The organism is Crystallibacter permensis, assembly GCF_025960875.1.
Lineage (GTDB): Bacteria > Actinomycetota > Actinomycetes > Actinomycetales > Micrococcaceae > Crystallibacter > Crystallibacter permensis.
The window spans coordinates 1-17,325 of sequence record NZ_JAODLR010000027.1 but is presented as its reverse complement, the minus strand read 5'-3'; the positions used below and the strand labels follow the sequence as shown (position 1 = coordinate 17,325).

The window sequence follows — 17,325 nt, the reverse complement described above, 5'->3', positions numbered from 1 at the left end:
GCCTGCATGATGGACAACTTCGAATCGGCGCGGCTCTCGGTGCCCCGGAGTAGCGCCCATCCATCGATGAACCGGATTCGGGCACAGGCTTCTCGTGTGGCTGCTGTTATTGTTCGATATTCGTGCTCCATGAGGTCACACAGGAATGAGGTATTGATCGTGGCGGTGCAGAATCGCTCATGTGCAACCCGGCAAACGATTATCGCCGGGGCCGCGGAAGTGTTCGAAAAGAGCGGCTACGGGCGCGCCAGCCTCATCCAGGTAGCGGAGCGTGCCCAGGTGACAAAGGCAGCCCTGTACTTCCATTTCGCTTCCAAACAGGATCTCGCCAAGGCCGTCATCGAGGAACAGCACCGGCTCGTCGTCCACGACGGACTGACGGTCCTGCAGGAGGGGCGTCCGCCTCTTGATGCCATGATTGTTATGTGCCGGGAGTTCGGTCACAGGCTCCTCCATGATCCCGTGGTCAGGGCAGGCATCCGGCTCACGTTCGAGGCCTCTTCTTTCGGCCGTTCGGTTCACGAGCCCTATGAAGACTGGATCAGGGTGATGGAAAATCTGGCCACCCAAGCCTTAACTGATGGAACGATCAGGGAGGGCGTTGCCCCGTCCGTCCTGGCGAAATTCGTGGTGGCTTCCTTTACCGGCGTTCAAATGGTGTCGGATGTGCGGACGGGCAGGGAAGATGTCATGGAACGCATTAGGGATATGTGGCAGATCCTTCTGCCTGGAATTCTGCGTGACATATCGCCAGACCGGATCGGGCGGCTGGTGGATCTGATACCCAGGAATTGTCAGGCCGAAACGGAACACTGAGTGTCGGAGTTCTGGGGAGATGGCGCCGAAGCCTGCAGCGAGCAGGGGCCGATGTCTTCAGCCTAAGCGGGGGAATTCACCAAGGCGGCGTCCTCAGCCCGCTGATGGTCTCGTTCTGCGGTCCAAAGGTAGTGAACTACTGGTTTCGATCGTGCCCGAGTCCTAGCCGCACCAGAAGCCATTCTTCCCGGCCGAAACAACGGCGGCTTGCTTGCCGACGTGCGACAAACTCGGTACGATTTTGTGTCATGAGCACTTCAACGAAAACGCCCGGCCAAGTGTTGGAGGAACTCCCGGTTCGCTCCTTCGTGAGGGCCAAGGATCTTCCTGGTTCTCCCACGGCCGCCCGCAATGCGCTTTCCCGGGCGGCCAAGCGTGGTGACGTTGTGCATTGTTCCCGGGGGCTCTATTTCAAAGGTCCGAAGACCCGATACGGCATGGCGCGGCCTGGTGTTCTGGAGGTTGCCTTGAAAGTGCTCGGTGTCGAGGGTATTGGCCCTGCGGGGTATTCAGCCGCGCGGGCATTCGGACTCACCACACAGGTGCCGGCTAAAGTCGAGCTTGCCGTTTCCGGTCCGCTGAAACAAGGCATTGACGGCGTGAAGCTGCATAAGCGTAACAACGGGCGCCGGCGAGGCCTCTCATTCCTCGAGATCGCTTTACTGGAGGTTCTGCGCGAACCGTCCACCGTCGAGTCGGGGTGGGATTCCCTCGTTTCAGCTGCCAGGAACGCGGTTGATAAGGGTGAAGTCCGCCTGGGCCGGATAGCTGAGGCCGTCCCGGGGGAAAGCTCGCCAGCAGTGCGAACCAGGTTTGAGCATCTGGCCGAAAGCATCGCAGCGTGATCGACGCCTACCGCTTGCGGGATAGCCCAGATGATCTGGAAGCACTGGTAGACGGGGCGGCTCTCCACTTCAGGCTGCCGCAGGCATTCGTGGAAAAGGACTTTTGGGTCACCGAAGTCCTCCGTGCAGCCGTCAAGGACAGGGTCATCGCCGACAAGTCGCAGCGGCTGGTGCCGGTGACTTTCGTCTTCAAGGGCGGTACCAGTCTCAGCAGGGCCTACAACCTCATCGAGCGGTTCTCGGAGGACGTTGATCTGCTGGTCGTCTTCCCGGAGAACTGCTCTCCCGGCGCCAAGGACAAGATCCTCAAGGCAGTGTGCCATGACGTTGGCGAACACCTCGGAATCGACCCCCAGGACCGTAGGGTTTCCGGCGCGCCAACCAAGGGTGTCAAGCGCCACATGCGCTACCACTATCCCGGTTCCTTCGAATCCGGTGTGGCTTCGGAGGGCGTGCTGCTGGAGATGGGCACCCGAGGCGGCGACTTCCCGCTCCAGGTCCACAGGCTCCGATCCATGGTGGCCGATTATGCTGTCGAAGTGCTGGGGGAGCTCGAATCAGCCTGGCAGGAATTCGAGCCTTTCACCGTGAATGTCTTGTCGCCGGAGCGGACCCTGCTCGAGAAGATCTCCGCCGTGCACGACGCCGTCTCACGGATGCCCGACGCCACGGCGCATAGCGCTCTTATGAGGGGCGGGCGCCACTTCTACGACATCCATCGACTCCTGTCCAACGCGGACGTCCTGCAGTTGCTGATTGGGATCGGGCCGGACGGCAGCGCCGGGCTGATCGAAGACATCGATGGCCACAGCGCTGCGGCAGGATTTTCCTTTACCCCCAGACCGGATGGAGGGTACGCGCACAGCCCTGCATTCCAGCCGACGCCTGATCTCCTGTTGGAGATGGAAAAATCCTACGAACTGGCGACTGGCCTGATCTACGGCGAGCAGCCCAGCCTGACTGATTGCCTGATGACTGTTCAAAAAGCGGCGCACCTCCTCTGACTATGTCAACCCTATTTGGCCCCGGTAGGACGGTTGAAACTGGCCCCACCTGACGAATCACAGGGCAGCTGAGTGCTCGAGGCCTGGACACACTTTCGCCCGAAGGGCCTCCTGGTTTCGCGCTCCAGGAGGCCCTTCTGCCGCTTCTCTGCTTAGCGACAACGGGACAGGCACACCTCTCAAAAGGGAGATCAGTGTTGCTGCTCCCGCCCCCACTCTATTAGCCGTTTCCGCGTCGGGGACTGGTTATACCTGCGACACTCACGGGAAAAGGTTGGAAGCCGCCCGAATCCAACTATTGGGATCGTCCGGTAGGAGTCCGAACGCATGGCTGCCTTCGATGACTGGTAGCACCACTACAATCATCACCGAGGCCACATTTCACTACGAGGGCCTCCGTCGGCGGCCCGCGTACGCAACCTCACTGGTCAATACACCTAGGGCACCGCTGCGGACAAAGCTGGAGCCCCCTTCCCACAATCTAGAGCGGGAGGGAGGCTCCAACACGGACGGGCGACTAACCCGTAAACCAGAGCGAGGATGCCTGGTTATTCATCCAGCCGAGTGTCGACCTGTTTGTAGCCGAGTCGTAGTAAGAGCCGTTGTAGTAAGTATCGGCCCACAGGCCAATTTTACAGTTGGGACCCAGGACAAATGATTCGATGTCGTCGTTCGCGTACCCCGACCAGTAGTCACTCCATCTGACGTCGGTTAGCTCCGGCCACCTAAAAGAGTGCGTATTGCAGGTGGTGGAGATGCTCGTGGTGAATGTAACCGAGGTGCCGCCGTAGTCTTGATCGATGTAGACGGTACCGAGAATGTAGGTAGCCTGAACTGATGAACCATCACGGTACTGGGCGGCCTCATCTCCGTCTTCCACGATTCTCTTGTCGTAAAGATTGAGGACAGCGGCATTCAGGCCTTCCCCTTGCTTAACGCAATGGTTTTCCCCCGTTTCGTACTGGACCCAACAGTCCAATGCTGGCTGTTCGGCTTCCTTCGTTGCTGCTGAGGCGGGTGCCGCCATCGATACTGCGAGAAGCCCAGCCGTCATTAGCGCTGACAGCGTTCTGGATAGAGCTGACATGTGATTCCCCTCTTGTGCGTGCAGAGACTGTATTTTGACGGTGCGAGCGGCTGCTGATGAACCGTGCAACCTACGGGCCATAATTCAGTAGTGAAATCTGTACGTAAAGACTCCGGACGCTTCTTTATCTCAAAATTCTTAGAACGTTATTTTTTATCTTGAAATCCTCAGAACGTTATTTTGGCGTTACAATTCTTTGACTGCACTATGGAATACTCGGTGGTATAAATTTCCGTGTCCCCATACATGGGAGGAACAAACAATGCAGCAGTCCAAACCGAACACCGCACCTTCGAACCCAAGCGGAGATCGAGGGCCCAGCAAGCCGGGGATCCCTGCGACAGTTGCCATTGCCACCGTGGTCACGCTTCTGCTCGCCTGGGCTGTTTTGGAACTGACGCACCCCGGCCCAGTCTTCATCTGCATCGCTTCGGCGGTGATTGCCGTATGCGGCAAGGGGGCGCAAATGTTTTCCACTGCGCGACCCTATTCGCCAGCCAGCGCAGGGCTCGCACGCTTTGGCGAGGGAGCGATTTTCCTGGGTTGGGTCGGCATCGCAGTTGGCGCTGCAGTAGTGCTCGCTTAGGTTCTGTCTATTAATATTTGGGGACGCGGTGGAATGTGATCATTGCGCTGAGCAGGACGCCGCCAAAGAATGTCGTGGCGTATTTGTCGTAGCGGGTGGCGATACCGTCCCAGTGCTTGAGCCAGTTGAAACTGCGTTCGACGGTGTTGCGTTTTTGATTGAGTAAATAGGTGTAGCACAAGGAAGGCAGTGTTACGCCTACGGACAGTGGCTAGATCGGGACGGCTCCAAGTCTGTGTTCCATGCAGAAAGACACTTCGCCTCTATGCTATCCAGCGGCCTGCTGCGCCTTGGTGTGGGCGAGGCGGTATGAGTCCGTGCCGGTTTCGATGATGGCTCCGTTGAAGGTCAGGCGGTCCACGATCGCTGCGCACAACCTGGGATCGGTGAAGGTCTTGGTCCAACCGGAGAACGATTCGTTGCTCGCGATGGCGATGGAGTTCTTCTCCTCGCGCTCGGTCAGGACCTGGAAGAGGAGTTCAGCGCCCCGGCGGTCCAGCTCCATATAGCCCAGCTCATCAATACACAGCAGGTCCACGCGCCCGTAACGGGCGATGGTTTTGGCAAGGACCTTCTCATCGGCGGCCTCGACGAGTTCGTTCACCAGCCGCGTGGCCAAGGTGTATTTGACCCGGTAACCCTTCTCCGCGGCCGCGGTGCCGAGCCCGATAAGCAGGTGGGATTTGCCGGTGCCCGAGTCACCGATCAGACACAGGGGCGCGCCTTTATGGATCCAGTCACCAGTCGCCAGCGTATGAATCGTTGCGGGGTTTGATGTTCGGGTTAGCGTCGAAATCGAAATCGCCCAGCCACTTGTCCCGGGGAAACCCGGCTGCCTTGACGCGGCGGATCGATGAACGCCGGTCCCGGTCATCACACTCGGCAAGCAACAGCTCAGCCAGGAAGCCCTGGTAGGTCAGCTGTTCCTTCCCCGCGATGGCCAGGGCTTCGTCCAGGACCGCGCGGACGGTGGGCAGGCGCAGCCGGCGGCATGCCTGGTCCACGGCCGCGACCGCGGCCTGCTCGGTCAGGCCGCGGCGCCGACGCAAAGTAGGTGTGATGGTCGTAGCCGGAGCGATGGGGCTCATGAGATGTTCTCCTTCGACGCGGATCCTGCAGGATGTTCGGTACGTCTGGCCAGCAGCTCGTCATAAGCACTCACCGACGGCAGGGGCCGGGCATCCGGAGGCAGCCCTGCGATGACGGCATCGGGGTCCATGAGCCGGCGCTGGGTGAGACTGACAACCCGGTGCACTTTCACTTCAGCATGAGCACCGCGATGACGGTCCGAACCGGCCCCACCCCCGGACGAAACCGACGCGTTTCTGCGGGCTTCGACAGCGACGACGTCGGCGCTGACGGCGCCCACTCCCAGTGCCGCGGTGATCCCCGCTTGGATGTCTCCGGCGTCCATCGAGCGGTGGAGCAGCAGGACATCGATGAGTTCCCGGGTGCCGTCGGCATCTCCGTTGACCCGGCGGGAGGCAGCCCAGAACGCCTCATGGGCGCTGGTAAACGCTCCCGACTCGCGGGCACGGGCCAGGGCGGTAGAGCCGGGAAGGGCACCGGGTTTGGTTTTGAGGACCTCAAGATAGTGGTCCAGCTGCACCGACTGCCCGCGTTTGGCGGCAATCCGCTGATGCCTGGCAGCAACGGTACGGCCGTCGAAGACCAGAACCTCTGACGCCCGCAGCGAGACCCGGACCCTCCTGCCGATGAACCGGGCAGGCACGGAGTACTTCACCATCCGCACCGTGACCATCGAAGACCTATCAACCCTGGGATTCAGCACCAGCCCAGGATCAAACTCCTCCACCGGCAACGGTGCCAGGAACGGCCGTTCGGCCTCGAAGTCCTGGCCGATGGTGCGGATCCTGTCATTGATCCGCCGGCGGTCGTCCCGGGCCTCCCATCGTCTGATCCGGTCGTTGAGCTCATCCAGAGAGTCGGCGAGGGGCATTGGGGAGAGCCTGTTGCGACGGAACCAGCCCACCTCGCCCTCAACACCGCCTTTCTCGTGCGCCCCTGCGATCCCTGGCTGGCAATAGAAAGAATCAAAACCATAGTGGGAACGGAACAACACCCAGCGGTCGTTTTCCTGGCGTTGCCGGCCCTGGCCGAACACCACAGCCTTGACAGCGCTGGTGAGATTGTCATAGCGGATGTGCTTGACCGGCACGCCGCCGATCTTGTTGAACGCTTCGATGTGGCCTTCCAAAAAGGCTTCCTGGGCCTGGGTCGGGTAATTCCGGTGGATAGCCTTGCCCGAGTGGGACAACCGGAAGACGAACATGTGGCACTTCGTCTTCACCCCGTTCAGGACCACCCAGACCTCGCCGAAGTCCACCTCGGCCTCGGCCCCCGGCGCGTGTTCCTGCGGAACGAATACCTCCATCCGGCGGCCGGCCTCAACATCGATCTGGGCCCGGCGGACCCTGACGTAGTCACGCACCGTGGAATACGACAGCTCCTGCGCACCGTGCTCTTCAATGAGCCGGGCCAGTATCCTGCGGGCAGTGTGACGCTGCTTCCTCGGTGCCGTTGTATCCTCGACCAGCATCGCGTCGATCGCAGTCTTGAATAGCTCCAGCCTCCAGGACACACCTTGTCTCGGTTTACGTTCCGGCGGGGCCGCTGAATCCAGAGCCTGCCTCACCGTTCTTCTGTGAACCTCGTGCCGGACAGCCAACGCACGAATCGATAGGCCCTCGAGCCGGGCGTCCCTTCGGATCCGTGCGAACAACTCCACTCTCGACTCCATCCAGCCCAACCTTCCGCCGCATCCATCCACTGATGGATCCAACGTTGAAGGTGGGGCCACAAATAACCGTCACAAGTGCCCGGCGAGTCACAAATTGGGGCCAGAAATAACCGTCTTACCGGGGCCATCTAAACCTGTCACAGCCACTCCTCTAACCAAGGGGCTCGAACCATCTGCTTAGCCGTTGATTTGGAATGGCCGCCAGGCGGAAGTTTCGCGTGGTCGCCGACACAATTACGCGACAGCAAGAATGAGATGCTCATATTTCGGCTACAGCGTGATCCTATTTCGGGGGATCCCTCGGAAAAGGAGCGGGATTTGGGTCGGGCGATCTGGCGGGAGACACGGAGAGACCGGATTGCGACGGCTCTTGTCAGCTTAGCGGGCGCGCTTCTCAGTGCTCCGCCTGCTGCACTTTTCGGCGCAGCGCTGGGTTACTATCCCAACCGGATGCAGTGCACACCCGAGACAGGATATGGATCAGGCTGCTACGAAGGTGAACTTCTCATCGCCGTCCTGATCTTTGGGGCAGTATTCCTGCCCTTGGCCACGCTGTCTTTCCTCCTGACAAGGTCATGCCGCCAAAGCCGTGGCGCGGGGGCAAATTGGTGGCCCTTCGCCGTGCAGAGTTTACTTCCCCTCGTCATTGCCGCTGGATTTATGCTTTCCGCACTGGCAAACCCGAACGAGTACTTCTAAAAAACGAGTTGCTGGCCGGGCGGCTTCAAGCAGGACGGTAGGCTCCATTCTGCTGCCTTGATTCACAAGCTGGGATCAGCAGCCGATTGCTATCCCTAAGCGACAAAAGAACCTCGCAGCAAAAAGTCGCAGCGGGTACAACCGCATGGCTGGGGGTACGTCGCCCCTGATCACTTGTGCCCAACGTAAAGGCAGCCCAGTTGCATGTGGCACGTCCCAACCTCTTTTGCCGTTAGCCGGTGAATGTCCACAGCATATGACGGTGGCGGCTGCCCGATAAGGGGCAGCCGCCACCGTCGTTCAAGTGGGCTGGTTACGCTGGTGTTGGCACGTTTCCGTGAAAATCCGCTCGGCCAAAGTACCGTGAATGAGTGGCCTGCAGGCTCTCCAGGGAAGCTGCGTTAATGGAGGCGATTTCGACGTCCTCGTCGAGGCGTTCCCGTTCCAGGCGAAGGCGCATCCGCATAGCCTGTCGGGAGCCGTCAGCACCGGGGAACTCCTGAACGTCGGAGCGACCGGTACGGCGGTTGTACTGTATGAGGTACCCGGACATTCCCTAGTGCTCCTTCTTGAATGATTCGAACAGGTTCTGCAGCGACTCTACGTTGCGTAGCATCCCATTCTGCGCTTTTTCAATCTTGGATTCAAACTCCTTGACCTTGTCATCCTGGTCTCTGAGCTGGCGAGCGACATCGGGCGGGACCCGTGCGGGGGAGACGAAGACCTGTTCGGCGTAGCTCAGGGCACGTTGGTGGTCGCTCTGAAGCTCGGCCAGCAGCGTCAAAATCTCCTCAAGATCTTTGATATGCGTCAGCGATATGTCCTGAAGTTCTTCGATCGCTTGTCGCGTCTCCGGGTCTGAAGGCAGCTCCCCGTACCGAATGTACCGGCCAATGTAGTCGGCCGCGCGTTCATACATGTTGGCCCAGGCGCCCTGCAGGCGTGTGCGCACCTGAATTTCCACCCGCCCTGGATCCCGTAGCCAAACGTGAACTGCCCGGTAGCCGCTGTGCGGCGTGGTACGCAGATCGCGGATGCAGTCGTCTGCGTGGCCGAATATTCTGGCAACTTCAGCAGCTACGTTTACCTGGTCGTGCAATGTCATCGGAGCCTCAACCCGGACCCCTGCAACGTCCTGGATATTGCCGAAGGGAGTATTGTGGTCCCGCTGCAGTTTTTCGCGTAAGGTGTCGATGGTTTTCGACCGCGATGTGACTTTCGGCGTGCAGGTGGGCAAGATTTCACTCCAGTCGTGGTGTTCCAGAATCTCATGTACTCCTTCGGCAAGGTCGTTGTACCAGGCCATAACCTCGTCGTAGCTGTCGATGTGGTCTTCGTTGAGGCTGCCGTCCCGGATGGCTTCTCCCAGACGGCGGAGGGCTTTCGATCCGAGCGGCCGGGGCGCGAGGGCGAAAGGCAGGTTGCCGGCTGTCATGCGTCAGTACCGGGTTCTTTCTTCACCGCGGTATAGAAGTCTGCGGGGACCGAATCTGCCAGGACTGTCACCTTCTCAAGAACCATGCGCGCCTGGCCATCAGGTCCGCCCTTGTGGATGACTCTGATCTGAGCTTGGACGTACTTCTCCAAAGCGGCCACGGAGTCCGCCATCAGTGTTTTGGGAACCGTTCCGTTCCTGACGATGCCGTCCTTGTCCCGGATGTCAAAGACGCCACGGATCTTGCTGCTGGTTAGCCATTCGCCTTCAATGACGAGGGGTTCCTCCTCCAGGCCGAGAGTTCTGATGGTTCCTTTGAGCAGCCTCGCATCTTGGGGGCGGATGACCAGGGGCTTGTTCTGCTGTGTCCGGTCGTCGACGTCGACCGATACCCCGAGTTCACTGCAGCGGTCGGCAAATTTTCCGAGTTGTGTCGTGGCGTGGGCGCCAAGATCGATGAGTTTCTCCTCCAGCTGGAGGACCTTGCCTTTGCTCGAGTCCAGCAACTCGTGGAGTACGCCCATGACCTGGTCGACTGCGTCAGCCCCGGGTACGACCATGTCGTCAAGCTCCGGAACTGTCGTCTGTCCGTCAATGGGTTTTGCATTGGCTCTGGGTTCCACGTCCCCGGTAGGCGGGCAGATGAGTTCCATGATAAAGGAACCTTTTGTTGCTGGAATGGCCCACAGGCCGAGCCGGCCGCGCACATTGTCATCGATTGTCGTATAGGGCTTGTCCAGGGTTTTATTCACCAAGGCCACAACTGTTTCGTTGAGGGCCAGGACAGCTTTGAGCAACTGGTTTGCGGGCCCTGCATGGCCCTGAACGGCACCTTGGTGGAAGCGGGCACGAATGCCTTTACGGGATTCCAGCCATACCGACTCAAGATTCGCCTGCAATCCGGCCATGCTTTCGCGGTTCGACCGCGTCATCCAGTCGTCGGAGGAGTTCACCTCGTAGTCGTGGAGAAGATTTTCAACATCGCGCAGAAAGGCCGATAATCCGGTATCTCGGTCAGTCATCCAGGCTCACCTCCACGCTTCCTTTGACCGCATCCGTGCCGTGCCCTTTGGCCATCTGCCAGAACTTTCCCCACTTCTGTTCGGCTTCAGTCCCAAACATGTGGTTTCGATGCTCCTGCGGAATCCTGACAATGCCGTAGACATCGAGTTTCACCGTTCGGCCCAGGCCTAGAACCGGGACTTTTTTGTAGCGGCCTCCCGGGCTGATCCACTGGTCGTGGATGCTGCCCAGTATCCCGGCTGCCGGAGTTGACCGGCCACCATCAATCAACGGTGTGCAGTCCAGGTCCGCGGGGTACTGCTTGCTGGTCACGAAGCTGCCGTCGACGAGGCACGTGTCGATGTGCAAGCCGTGGCCTCTGAGAATCTGCATGTAGTCGATGAAGTCTTTCATCAACCCAAGCCTGTGCTGCTCGTCTGGCTGGCCACGTACGAAGTTGTCTAGAAAATGGGACATTCCTATGCGGTGAACGCCCACCGGGAGTACTCGATGGCTTCCCGGCCCCCCAACAAGTTTAAGCAATTGCAGTCCCTGCATCCTCTTCCGGACTCCGCTTGGGAATCCTCGACGACTGATTCATGATGGCTCGGCCATCTTCCCACTGGTTACCCTCGTGCAGCGGTAGACATCCCGTCCCTTCAACCGTCACATCATAAAGTGCGGCAGATTGGGTTTGGCGCAGGGGCCTTCCGGCGCCAGAGTTTCCCGGAAACCGCCGCCGCTCGTGCAGGACCTTCCGCCAGCGCTTCGGAAGTCGGTCTATCGGACGCTCCTCGAGATGCCGATGGACAAAGAGCACTGCGTGTTACCTCAGTCGATCGGTCCTCGGGACAGCGCGCTGAAGCAGACAAGGAGAGCAGTCCTACTCCGGAGGTGCCGATGGCCGCAGGGAGACGTTTGCATCATGCAGAACACGACCGGCAGGCGCTGTTTCTGATCTGTGCGACCCAGAAAAAACGAGGGTAAGGGCTAGAGATCCGGCGCAGCCGTGGGGTAGCAACCCGAACGCACTTCATGGTGCCCGCCCTGTTCGGAATGGGGACTTCATTTGTCCTTGGCCTGAGTAAACGGCTATTCCGGAGTCAAGCGATTACGCGCCCAACACGAAGGCTCGACAATAGACTGTCGTTATGGTCAAGCGACTTTTCGACCGTCACCGACACCGTCCCTGTGCCAGATAAGCACCGTGCATCGCCGTGGGGCACTCGGACTCGTTGTTATTGTTGGCCGGATCCAGCCCTGACAGGCTGTCCATCGATTGCGTATCGCGAAAGATGGTGGTTCAACGATGAGAGAAGAAGCAACACCAGCTCCGCTGCGGAGAACCGCGCAGGCGTCTCTGATGTCGACGCAGGGGTAGCCGGACCTGCACACCATAGGTAGTGTGGGCCACACATGTTCGTCCCAATGGAAGGATCATGATCCGGGTTACGAGACGCGCTGCAGCGATGCTTCACCGGATGCGGTCCTGGGGAAGCATTTTCGCCGGTTTTGCCCTAACGCTCCTCGTTGCGAGCGTGGTGTCCGTGTGCGTCACCGGGCATCCGGATGCCGGCGACCGGGTTGTTGCGGAGCCGGCAGCGGCAGCCGGGCATGACCCTCATGTAAAACCTGGAACGGGCCGGGGCGTCGAACCCGTGCTCATCACGGCGGACCCGGCGCCTCATGGCGGAGACCACCGCCACTACTGCTTTTCACACCACGTTTCGTCGGCCACTGAAGCAGCCGCCCAGCGTCCCGAAGAGCATCAGCCTGCGGGCGTGACTACGCCTGTGCCGACCCACTCGCTCCTGCTCGAGTCCTTGCAGTCGCCGGTAAACGCCGGCCCGGCTCCGCCGGCCCCATCCCTCATCCAACTGTCGATCAGCCGTACCTAAACCGCTCCGCGCCCTGCCACAAGGCCGTGGCCGATCGAGTGGGCCCCGGCAAAGAAGCGCGTCCGGCGCACGATAACGTCAGGCCGCCTGCCCGGTCTTTCGTGTGCGGAACACTGGGCGGCAGTAAAGGCTGCCCCTGCGCAGATCCGGAACAGGACGACGGGCCGGAGTCGCAACACCAGGACGCCCCTTATAGGGACAGCGGAGGGCCGGGATCCCTCCGCTGGCGGCAACCAAATGAAACGGAGAAGCACAATGACACACGTACAGACAATGCTCGACACGTACCCCAACGACCTGGGAAACATCGACAAGGCAAGACTCGTCGAGTGCATCCGGGCCTGCTTCGAATGCGCGCAGACTTGCACGGCCTGCGCGGATGCATGCCTCAGCGAAGACGTGGTTGCCGATCTGACCAAGTGCATCCGCACCAATCTCGACTGCGCCGACATCTGCGTCACGACCGGCAACACGCTGTCCCGCCACACCGGGTACGACGCCAATGTCACCCGCGCCGTCCTGGAAGCCTGCCGGACTGTCTGCAAGGCCTGCGCCGACGAATGCGAACAACACGCCTCCAGGCACGACCACTGTCGCGTCTGCGCCCAGGCCTGCCGCCGCTGTGAACAGGCCTGTGCGGAGCTGCTGGGCTCTCTGGGCTGACCTCGCCCGCGCACGGCCTGCGGCGGTACCGGGATGTCCCCAGGGGGACGCCCCCTCACCCGGCGGCCGGAACCAAAACATGAACGTGAACGAAAGACATAAGACAAAGCAGAATAATCAGGCCCGGTGCGGGCACGCTGCGGCTGCAGGCAGTAGAGCGAAGCGCCACGGATAAGAGAAGGAGCAGTTCTGTGTCGAACACGGAAAAAGACAAGAAGAACGGACAGGGTCACGTTGAGCACCAGTCCCGCGACGCCATGAAGATGTACCTGCGCTTCGGGGCGATGATCCTGACGGCGATGGTGGTGATGTACGCGGCCATGTTCGTCGGCTCCTACGAGTGGGGTCATGTGCGCTGGAGCGAGAGCCGGATGTTCATGGCGCTCACGATGGGCGGGACCATGGGCCTGATCATGCTCGCCTGGATGCTGAACATGTACCGGAACACGAAGGCGAACGTGGCCGTGGTCGTAATCAGCCTCCTGCTCCTCGGCAGCGGAGTGTTCCTTGACCGCAGCCAGACCACGGTGCAGGACACAGGGTTCATGAGCTCGATGATCCCGCACCACTCGCTGGCCATCACCCGATCCGAGCGCGCCGAACTCGCCGACGTGCGGGTATGCCAGCTGGCGGTCGAGATCAGCGAGGCGCAGCGCCGGGAGATCTTCGAGATGGACTGGCTGATCGAAGACATCCAACGCAATGGAGTGGCCGCGACGGCCCAAGAGGCAGAAGCCCGGTCAGTCCCCGACTATCAGGAGCCAGCAGAACGCCAATGTCCCACGGATTGAGAAGAAATTGCCCCCAGTGAGCCGGCTGCCATGATCTCAACAGGAGAAAAAGGTGCCCAGAAATTGCGAGACTAAGTGACTCGGAACAGGGAGTTGTTGGCTACCCTTACCGATCGCCGTCGAATGCATCAGATGCGATTCGCCGAGCTTTGAGGGTCTTATGAAATGAAATTGGGCGAGCCGGTCGCGCGGCTGGCGCTTCTGCGGTGACGTTGTCGCCAAGTGTTGTGGGTTCGTTGACAGGCGGCGGCGTTGGGGGTTGTGCCGCTCGATGAAGTACCAGCAATAATAGAACACCTCGGCTCTGAGCGGGTGCTCCGGCCACATTGAGCGGGTTTCTTGATGCTTTTCCTCTTCGTCGCGGTCCGGTGAAGCCACCCTACGTACTGTTGCCAGGGAACTGCCCCGTGATGAGCTGGAAGATTACTTCTCCCCTTGGCAGAGTCCGGCAGGGGACCGGTCCTGGATCGCGATGGCCGCTGCCGCGGACTCCAAATACACACTTGGGCTGCTACCCGCGCTCAAAGCGGCGATTGTTCCGACCCGACTCGTCTGAGGACGCGACGACGAGTTCGAGACAGTCAGTTATGCCAGCGTGACCGGCGTCCGCATGTGGCCGGTTGGCCCGTCATTGACTTACGCGTGCGCAGAATGCTGAAGCAAACGATAGGACTGCTCCAGGTCCTCAACCTGCCGATATTGTAGGTAACATCCTGCTGGCCATGCGTGTTGTCCTGTGCCGGCACCAGACTGGCACCGATTCGGACGCAGCCGGTACGAGGCCTTTTGGCCCGACACTTGTGGAACCGGAATTCCGGTCAGAGGAGGCAGGCGTACCAAAACTTCGCCGTGGCCAGCCTCTCCGTCCACATGGACGGCAAGGTCGGGACGTTCAGTGCCCCCTCATCCCTTATTGAGGGACGAGGGGCGCCATCGAAAGCCTCTTGGTGATTCGCAGGAGGGTGGGCAGGGACCTATGGTTTGCCGCTATCGGGGATGAAAGCGGCAAACCGTAGGTCCGGCGGCCTTCGAATTCAGGTTGTGGCTGCCGGCCGTCCGCCACTGCGGTCGTACCATTGTTCCAGCCAGGTCTGCATCTGGCTTATTTCGGTCAGCTGGGTTTCTCGAATGTTCGAGCACAGTTCGATCAACTCGACGTGTTCGGCCGATTCAAGGCATTCGTCCGCTTCGCGGACGGCGGACCAGTGGTGGCGGATCATGGACTGCATGAACCGGATTTCGTACTCGGCGCCTGTGTAGTTTTCGAACCTGTCCATGGAGCGCATATCGCCTTCGCTCATTTTGGGTTCGTAGGTGATGCCATACCAGTCCTGCAGCCAGGTCTGCATCTGGCCGATCTCCTGCTGCTGGGCTTCGAGAATGGATTGGCACAGTTCTTTCAGCTCCTGATGGGTTGCTTTCTGCAGGCAGGTCTGGGACATCGCTACTGCCATTGCGTGGTGGTCGATCATGTTCTTGAGAAAGTCCACCTCGTAGCTGGCAGCAGCCTCGCTCTGGGCCGGCGCATCGGCAACAGCAGGGGCGGTAACCGCTCCGGTACCTGCCACTGCGCCTAGTGCCAGTACGGCTGACGCCGCCGCGGCGGGAATTCGCTTACTGATCCTGTTTTTCTGCACGGTTTCTGTACCTTCGGTCACTAGGGGGAGTGTAGTTGGGGAGGCCGGGACGCCTGGCCGGTCCCCGCCTGATAAACGCCAAGAGTTTTTACTCGGTGGCTCCGCGGCCCAGGGATCCGAGCAATTCTTGGCAGGCTGTTTCGCAGCGGCGGCATGCTTCAGCGCAGACGCGGCAGTGTTCATGCATTCCGGCGTGACGTTCACACTCATCGGCGCATGCTTTGCAGGTTGCGGCGCAGGCTTCCAGCACCGCTTTGGTGACGTTGGCGTCATAGCCGGTATGACGGGAAAGAATGTTGCCGGTAGCGGCGCAGATGTCTGCGCAGTCCAGGTTGGTCCGGATGCATTTGGTCAGCTCCGTCACCATGTCCTCGGACAGGCAGGCATCGGCGCAGGCTGTACAGGCCTGGGCGCATTCAAAACACGCGGCAATGCACTCTGCAAGTTTCTGCCGGTCCACTTCGCCAAGGCTTTTCGGGTATGTTTCGAGCATCGAAGTGATGTGAGTCATGATCCTGCTCCAATCCGTGGGCTTCGGGCCGACGGGCGCCGGCCGTCCTTAAGCACAGTAACCTTACTATTCGTTGTTCCGTCAAGTGCTCCAGCGGTCAATGCCGCTGATGAAGCCGGAGCGGGGGCGGTTCGAAAAAGCTTTCACGGTGGTGCTGTCCGGTCCGCAACCGGGCGGCGCCCGGGGCTGGTGGGAGCGGTTGCTTGAAAGGGGGAAAATCCGGCCCTGTGGCTTGGTCGAAAGCATGACCCCATCCAGCACAAAAGCATGCGCATCGACACGTGCCCGGTCCTGGAGGTCGGGGAGTCGCAGGAAGGGCGCGAACACGTTGTTCCCCTCGCCCCACCGGATGGAGAAGGGGCTAGAGGAGATCCACCCCAACCGTCTTCATTTCGCCATCCTGTAGTTCGCGCCGGCTTTGCAGCGCTACGCCCTCCCGGAGAGCGGTACGCTTCAGTGCTGCAAGAACGAGCGGGGTGGTGCCGGTATCGAGAAGGAACAGCTCGCCCTGGTTACCAACGAGGGCGTACCCGCTTTCCACGCAGTGACCCATCACGGCGCATTCCACGGTATGCTGACGCGCCCGGTCGAGCAGCTCCGCGTGCGGATACCTGCGGAGGCAGGCCAGATCCACAATGTATCCCCGCAAGGTCTCCGAAGTCATGAGCCTGCAGTCTCTGAGTATGCCGTCAACGAACTAATGCTCGTCGTAGTGGTCGTCGTGCTCCGCGTGCCAATGACCATCGTGAAGATAATCGAGGTGGTCACCGTGCTGGCGGCTTTCGTGTCCGCACTCATCACCGTGCTTGTGCCCGCCGTGGGACTCATGCACCCCGTGCTCGCTCTCGGTCTCGCTCATTATTCGCACACTCCTCGTTTGTCGCCCCATATGTAAATGACGTTAGGCCCGGTCCTTCATCGCGGTCAATGCCTCTAGCCAGCTTCGGGGGCCCGTGCGTAGTGTTGATGACAAGTAGCCTTACCAGTTCGGGCGAGGAGCACTTGAGAAAGGGAGCAACAAGTGAGCTTTCCTGTCGGCCGCCATATCTCACCCTGGGTAGACACCCTGACGCCACCGGAACTGGGGCCAACAGGATTCCGGGACGATGCATCTGACGTGCTGGTCCTCGGAGCGGGCATCACCGGGATCACCACCGCGCTCCTGCTCCAGCGCGCGGGACTGAAGGTGACAGTGGTTGAGGCGAGACGTCTGGCTGGCTCGGTGACCACGCATTCGACCGTGAAGGTGACCTATGGTCACGGAACCCTTTACTCGAAGATCGAGCAGAAGCTGGGGTTCGATGCCGCAGCCGCCTACGCGGAGGCGAACGTTGCCGGATTCGGGGAGATCCTCGCTCTTGAACGTGACCTTAACATCGACTGCATGCTCGAACGCGGACATCCGCACGTGATCTACGCCGAGCAGTCTGAGGAAGTAGAGGCCGTCGAGGCTGAGGCCAGGGTCGCGGAGAGGATTGGGCTTCCTGTCACGCTTAGCCTTGATCCACCGATCCGCAGTTGGTCCTGATGGTTTTTCGGGGCTGGCTGCGGTTTTGGTTTTCGGGCAGGAGGCATCGGCCGGCCTCGCTG

General features: G+C 60.2%; 17 protein-coding genes and 2 pseudogenes. 8 read left to right on the top strand and 11 right to left on the bottom strand.

Features of this window, described 5'->3' with window-relative positions:
* The first annotated feature begins 159 nt into the window (after nt 1-159).
* The 3 genes from B0G38_RS20710 (at nt 160) to B0G38_RS20700 (ending at nt 2,665) form a co-directional block, all read left to right on the top strand.
* A complete protein-coding gene (locus B0G38_RS20710) occupies nt 160-816 on the top strand; it encodes a ScbR family autoregulator-binding transcription factor (protein WP_264671237.1) in 657 nt (218 codons plus the stop codon).
* Nucleotides 817-1,094: 278 nt separating this feature from the next.
* The gene (locus B0G38_RS20705; RefSeq protein ID WP_264671196.1) at nt 1,095-1,661 is read left to right on the top strand and encodes a hypothetical protein; all 567 of its coding nucleotides are present in this window, start codon (nt 1,095-1,097) and stop codon (nt 1,659-1,661) included.
* Nucleotides 1,658-2,665 (top strand): nucleotidyl transferase AbiEii/AbiGii toxin family protein, encoded by a 1,008-nt coding sequence (locus tag B0G38_RS20700; RefSeq protein ID WP_264671195.1) that lies wholly within the window; start codon nt 1,658-1,660, stop codon nt 2,663-2,665. The genes B0G38_RS20705 and B0G38_RS20700 overlap by 4 nt, the downstream gene beginning before the upstream one ends.
* Before the next feature lie 517 nt (nt 2,666-3,182).
* On the opposite strand, the gene B0G38_RS20695 is transcribed toward B0G38_RS20700, so the two are convergent.
* Nucleotides 3,183-3,752: a hypothetical protein gene (locus tag B0G38_RS20695; protein WP_264671194.1), complete on the bottom strand. Its 570-nt coding sequence runs from the start codon at nt 3,750-3,752 to the stop codon at nt 3,183-3,185.
* 262 nt (nt 3,753-4,014) lie between these two features.
* Between B0G38_RS20695 and B0G38_RS20690 the strand changes: the two genes are divergently transcribed.
* On the top strand, nt 4,015-4,338 hold the full coding sequence (locus B0G38_RS20690; protein WP_264671193.1) for a hypothetical protein: 324 nt from the start codon (nt 4,015-4,017) through the stop codon (nt 4,336-4,338).
* A 10-nt stretch (nt 4,339-4,348) separates the two neighbouring features.
* Here B0G38_RS20690 and B0G38_RS20685 read toward each other — a convergent pair.
* The 6 genes and pseudogenes from B0G38_RS20685 to B0G38_RS20660 all read right to left on the bottom strand — a co-directional run.
* Nucleotides 4,349-4,489 (bottom strand): annotated as a pseudogene (locus tag B0G38_RS20685) (IS5-like element ISMt1 family transposase); the annotation flags it as partial.
* A 117-nt stretch (nt 4,490-4,606) separates the two neighbouring features.
* A pseudogene (istB, locus tag B0G38_RS20680) lies at nt 4,607-5,426 on the bottom strand (IS21-like element helper ATPase IstB).
* Nucleotides 5,423-7,099: an IS21 family transposase gene (gene istA / locus B0G38_RS20675; protein ID WP_264671192.1), complete on the bottom strand. Its 1,677-nt coding sequence runs from the start codon at nt 7,097-7,099 to the stop codon at nt 5,423-5,425. Before istA ends, istB begins: the two are co-directional and overlap by 4 nt.
* Before the next feature lie 1,255 nt (nt 7,100-8,354).
* Nucleotides 8,355-9,233, bottom strand: coding sequence for a nucleotidyltransferase family protein (locus B0G38_RS20670; RefSeq protein ID WP_264671191.1), 879 nt, complete (start codon nt 9,231-9,233; stop codon nt 8,355-8,357).
* The gene (locus B0G38_RS20665; RefSeq protein WP_264671190.1) at nt 9,230-10,255 is read right to left on the bottom strand and encodes a hypothetical protein; all 1,026 of its coding nucleotides are present in this window, start codon (nt 10,253-10,255) and stop codon (nt 9,230-9,232) included. The genes B0G38_RS20670 and B0G38_RS20665 overlap by 4 nt, the downstream gene beginning before the upstream one ends.
* Nucleotides 10,248-10,793 carry a DUF6932 family protein gene (locus B0G38_RS20660; protein WP_413542100.1) on the bottom strand — a complete coding sequence of 182 codons (546 nt, stop codon included), beginning with the start codon at nt 10,791-10,793 and terminating at the stop codon, nt 10,248-10,250. The genes B0G38_RS20665 and B0G38_RS20660 overlap by 8 nt, the downstream gene beginning before the upstream one ends.
* A gap of 881 nt (nt 10,794-11,674) precedes the next feature.
* On the opposite strand from B0G38_RS20660, the gene B0G38_RS20655 reads away from it, so the two are divergent.
* The 3 genes from B0G38_RS20655 to B0G38_RS20645 all read left to right on the top strand — a co-directional run bounded on the left by B0G38_RS20655 (nt 11,675) and on the right by B0G38_RS20645 (nt 13,587).
* Entirely contained in the window at nt 11,675-12,133 is a 459-nt protein-coding gene (locus B0G38_RS20655; protein ID WP_264671188.1) for a hypothetical protein, read from the top strand.
* A gap of 255 nt (nt 12,134-12,388) precedes the next feature.
* Nucleotides 12,389-12,796 (top strand): four-helix bundle copper-binding protein, encoded by a 408-nt coding sequence (locus B0G38_RS20650; RefSeq protein ID WP_264671187.1) that lies wholly within the window; start codon nt 12,389-12,391, stop codon nt 12,794-12,796.
* Nucleotides 12,797-12,987: 191 nt separating this feature from the next.
* Nucleotides 12,988-13,587, top strand: a complete 600-nt coding sequence (locus B0G38_RS20645; protein WP_236777393.1) for a DUF305 domain-containing protein — start codon at nt 12,988-12,990, stop codon at nt 13,585-13,587.
* Between the two features lie 1,034 nt (nt 13,588-14,621).
* Here B0G38_RS20645 and B0G38_RS20640 read toward each other — a convergent pair.
* The 4 genes from B0G38_RS20640 to B0G38_RS20625 all read right to left on the bottom strand — a co-directional run bounded on the left by B0G38_RS20640 (nt 14,622) and on the right by B0G38_RS20625 (nt 16,594).
* Nucleotides 14,622-15,224: a DUF305 domain-containing protein gene (locus B0G38_RS20640; RefSeq protein WP_264671186.1), complete on the bottom strand. Its 603-nt coding sequence runs from the start codon at nt 15,222-15,224 to the stop codon at nt 14,622-14,624.
* A gap of 88 nt (nt 15,225-15,312) precedes the next feature.
* Complete coding sequence (locus B0G38_RS20635) at nt 15,313-15,735, bottom strand: four-helix bundle copper-binding protein (RefSeq protein WP_264671185.1); 423 nt, start codon at nt 15,733-15,735, stop codon at nt 15,313-15,315.
* A gap of 361 nt (nt 15,736-16,096) precedes the next feature.
* Nucleotides 16,097-16,399 carry a hypothetical protein gene (locus tag B0G38_RS20630; RefSeq protein WP_264671184.1) on the bottom strand — a complete coding sequence of 101 codons (303 nt, stop codon included), beginning with the start codon at nt 16,397-16,399 and terminating at the stop codon, nt 16,097-16,099.
* Between the two features lie 33 nt (nt 16,400-16,432).
* Nucleotides 16,433-16,594: a zinc transporter permease gene (locus tag B0G38_RS20625; RefSeq protein ID WP_264671183.1), complete on the bottom strand. Its 162-nt coding sequence runs from the start codon at nt 16,592-16,594 to the stop codon at nt 16,433-16,435.
* Between the two features lie 162 nt (nt 16,595-16,756).
* Here B0G38_RS20625 and B0G38_RS20620 point away from each other — a divergent pair, with 162 nt between their 5' ends.
* Nucleotides 16,757-17,263 carry an FAD-dependent oxidoreductase gene (locus B0G38_RS20620; RefSeq protein WP_264671182.1) on the top strand — a complete coding sequence of 169 codons (507 nt, stop codon included), beginning with the start codon at nt 16,757-16,759 and terminating at the stop codon, nt 17,261-17,263.
* Nucleotides 17,264-17,325 lie beyond the last annotated feature (62 nt).

Bases quoted from the DNA above. Each gene is read 5' to 3' on its own strand.
- B0G38_RS20695 (WP_264671194.1), bottom strand. From the start codon at position 3,752: ATGTCAGCTCTATCCAGAACGCTGTCAGCGCTAATGACGGCTGGGCTT.
- B0G38_RS20690 (WP_264671193.1), top strand. From the start codon at position 4,015: ATGCAGCAGTCCAAACCGAACACCGCACCTTCGAACCCAAGCGGAGAT.
- istA (WP_264671192.1), bottom strand. From the start codon at position 7,099: ATGGAGTCGAGAGTGGAGTTGTTCGCACGGATCCGAAGGGACGCCCGG.
- B0G38_RS20670 (WP_264671191.1), bottom strand. From the start codon at position 9,233: ATGACAGCCGGCAACCTGCCTTTCGCCCTCGCGCCCCGGCCGCTCGGA.
- B0G38_RS20665 (WP_264671190.1), bottom strand. From the start codon at position 10,255: ATGACTGACCGAGATACCGGATTATCGGCCTTTCTGCGCGATGTTGAA.
- B0G38_RS20660 (WP_413542100.1), bottom strand. From the start codon at position 10,793: ATGCAGGGACTGCAATTGCTTAAACTTGTTGGGGGGCCGGGAAGCCAT.
- B0G38_RS20655 (WP_264671188.1), top strand. From the start codon at position 11,675: ATGATCCGGGTTACGAGACGCGCTGCAGCGATGCTTCACCGGATGCGG.
- B0G38_RS20650 (WP_264671187.1), top strand. From the start codon at position 12,389: ATGACACACGTACAGACAATGCTCGACACGTACCCCAACGACCTGGGA.
- B0G38_RS20635 (WP_264671185.1), bottom strand. From the start codon at position 15,735: ATGACTCACATCACTTCGATGCTCGAAACATACCCGAAAAGCCTTGGC.
- B0G38_RS20630 (WP_264671184.1), bottom strand. From the start codon at position 16,399: ATGACTTCGGAGACCTTGCGGGGATACATTGTGGATCTGGCCTGCCTC.
- B0G38_RS20625 (WP_264671183.1), bottom strand. From the start codon at position 16,594: ATGAGCGAGACCGAGAGCGAGCACGGGGTGCATGAGTCCCACGGCGGG.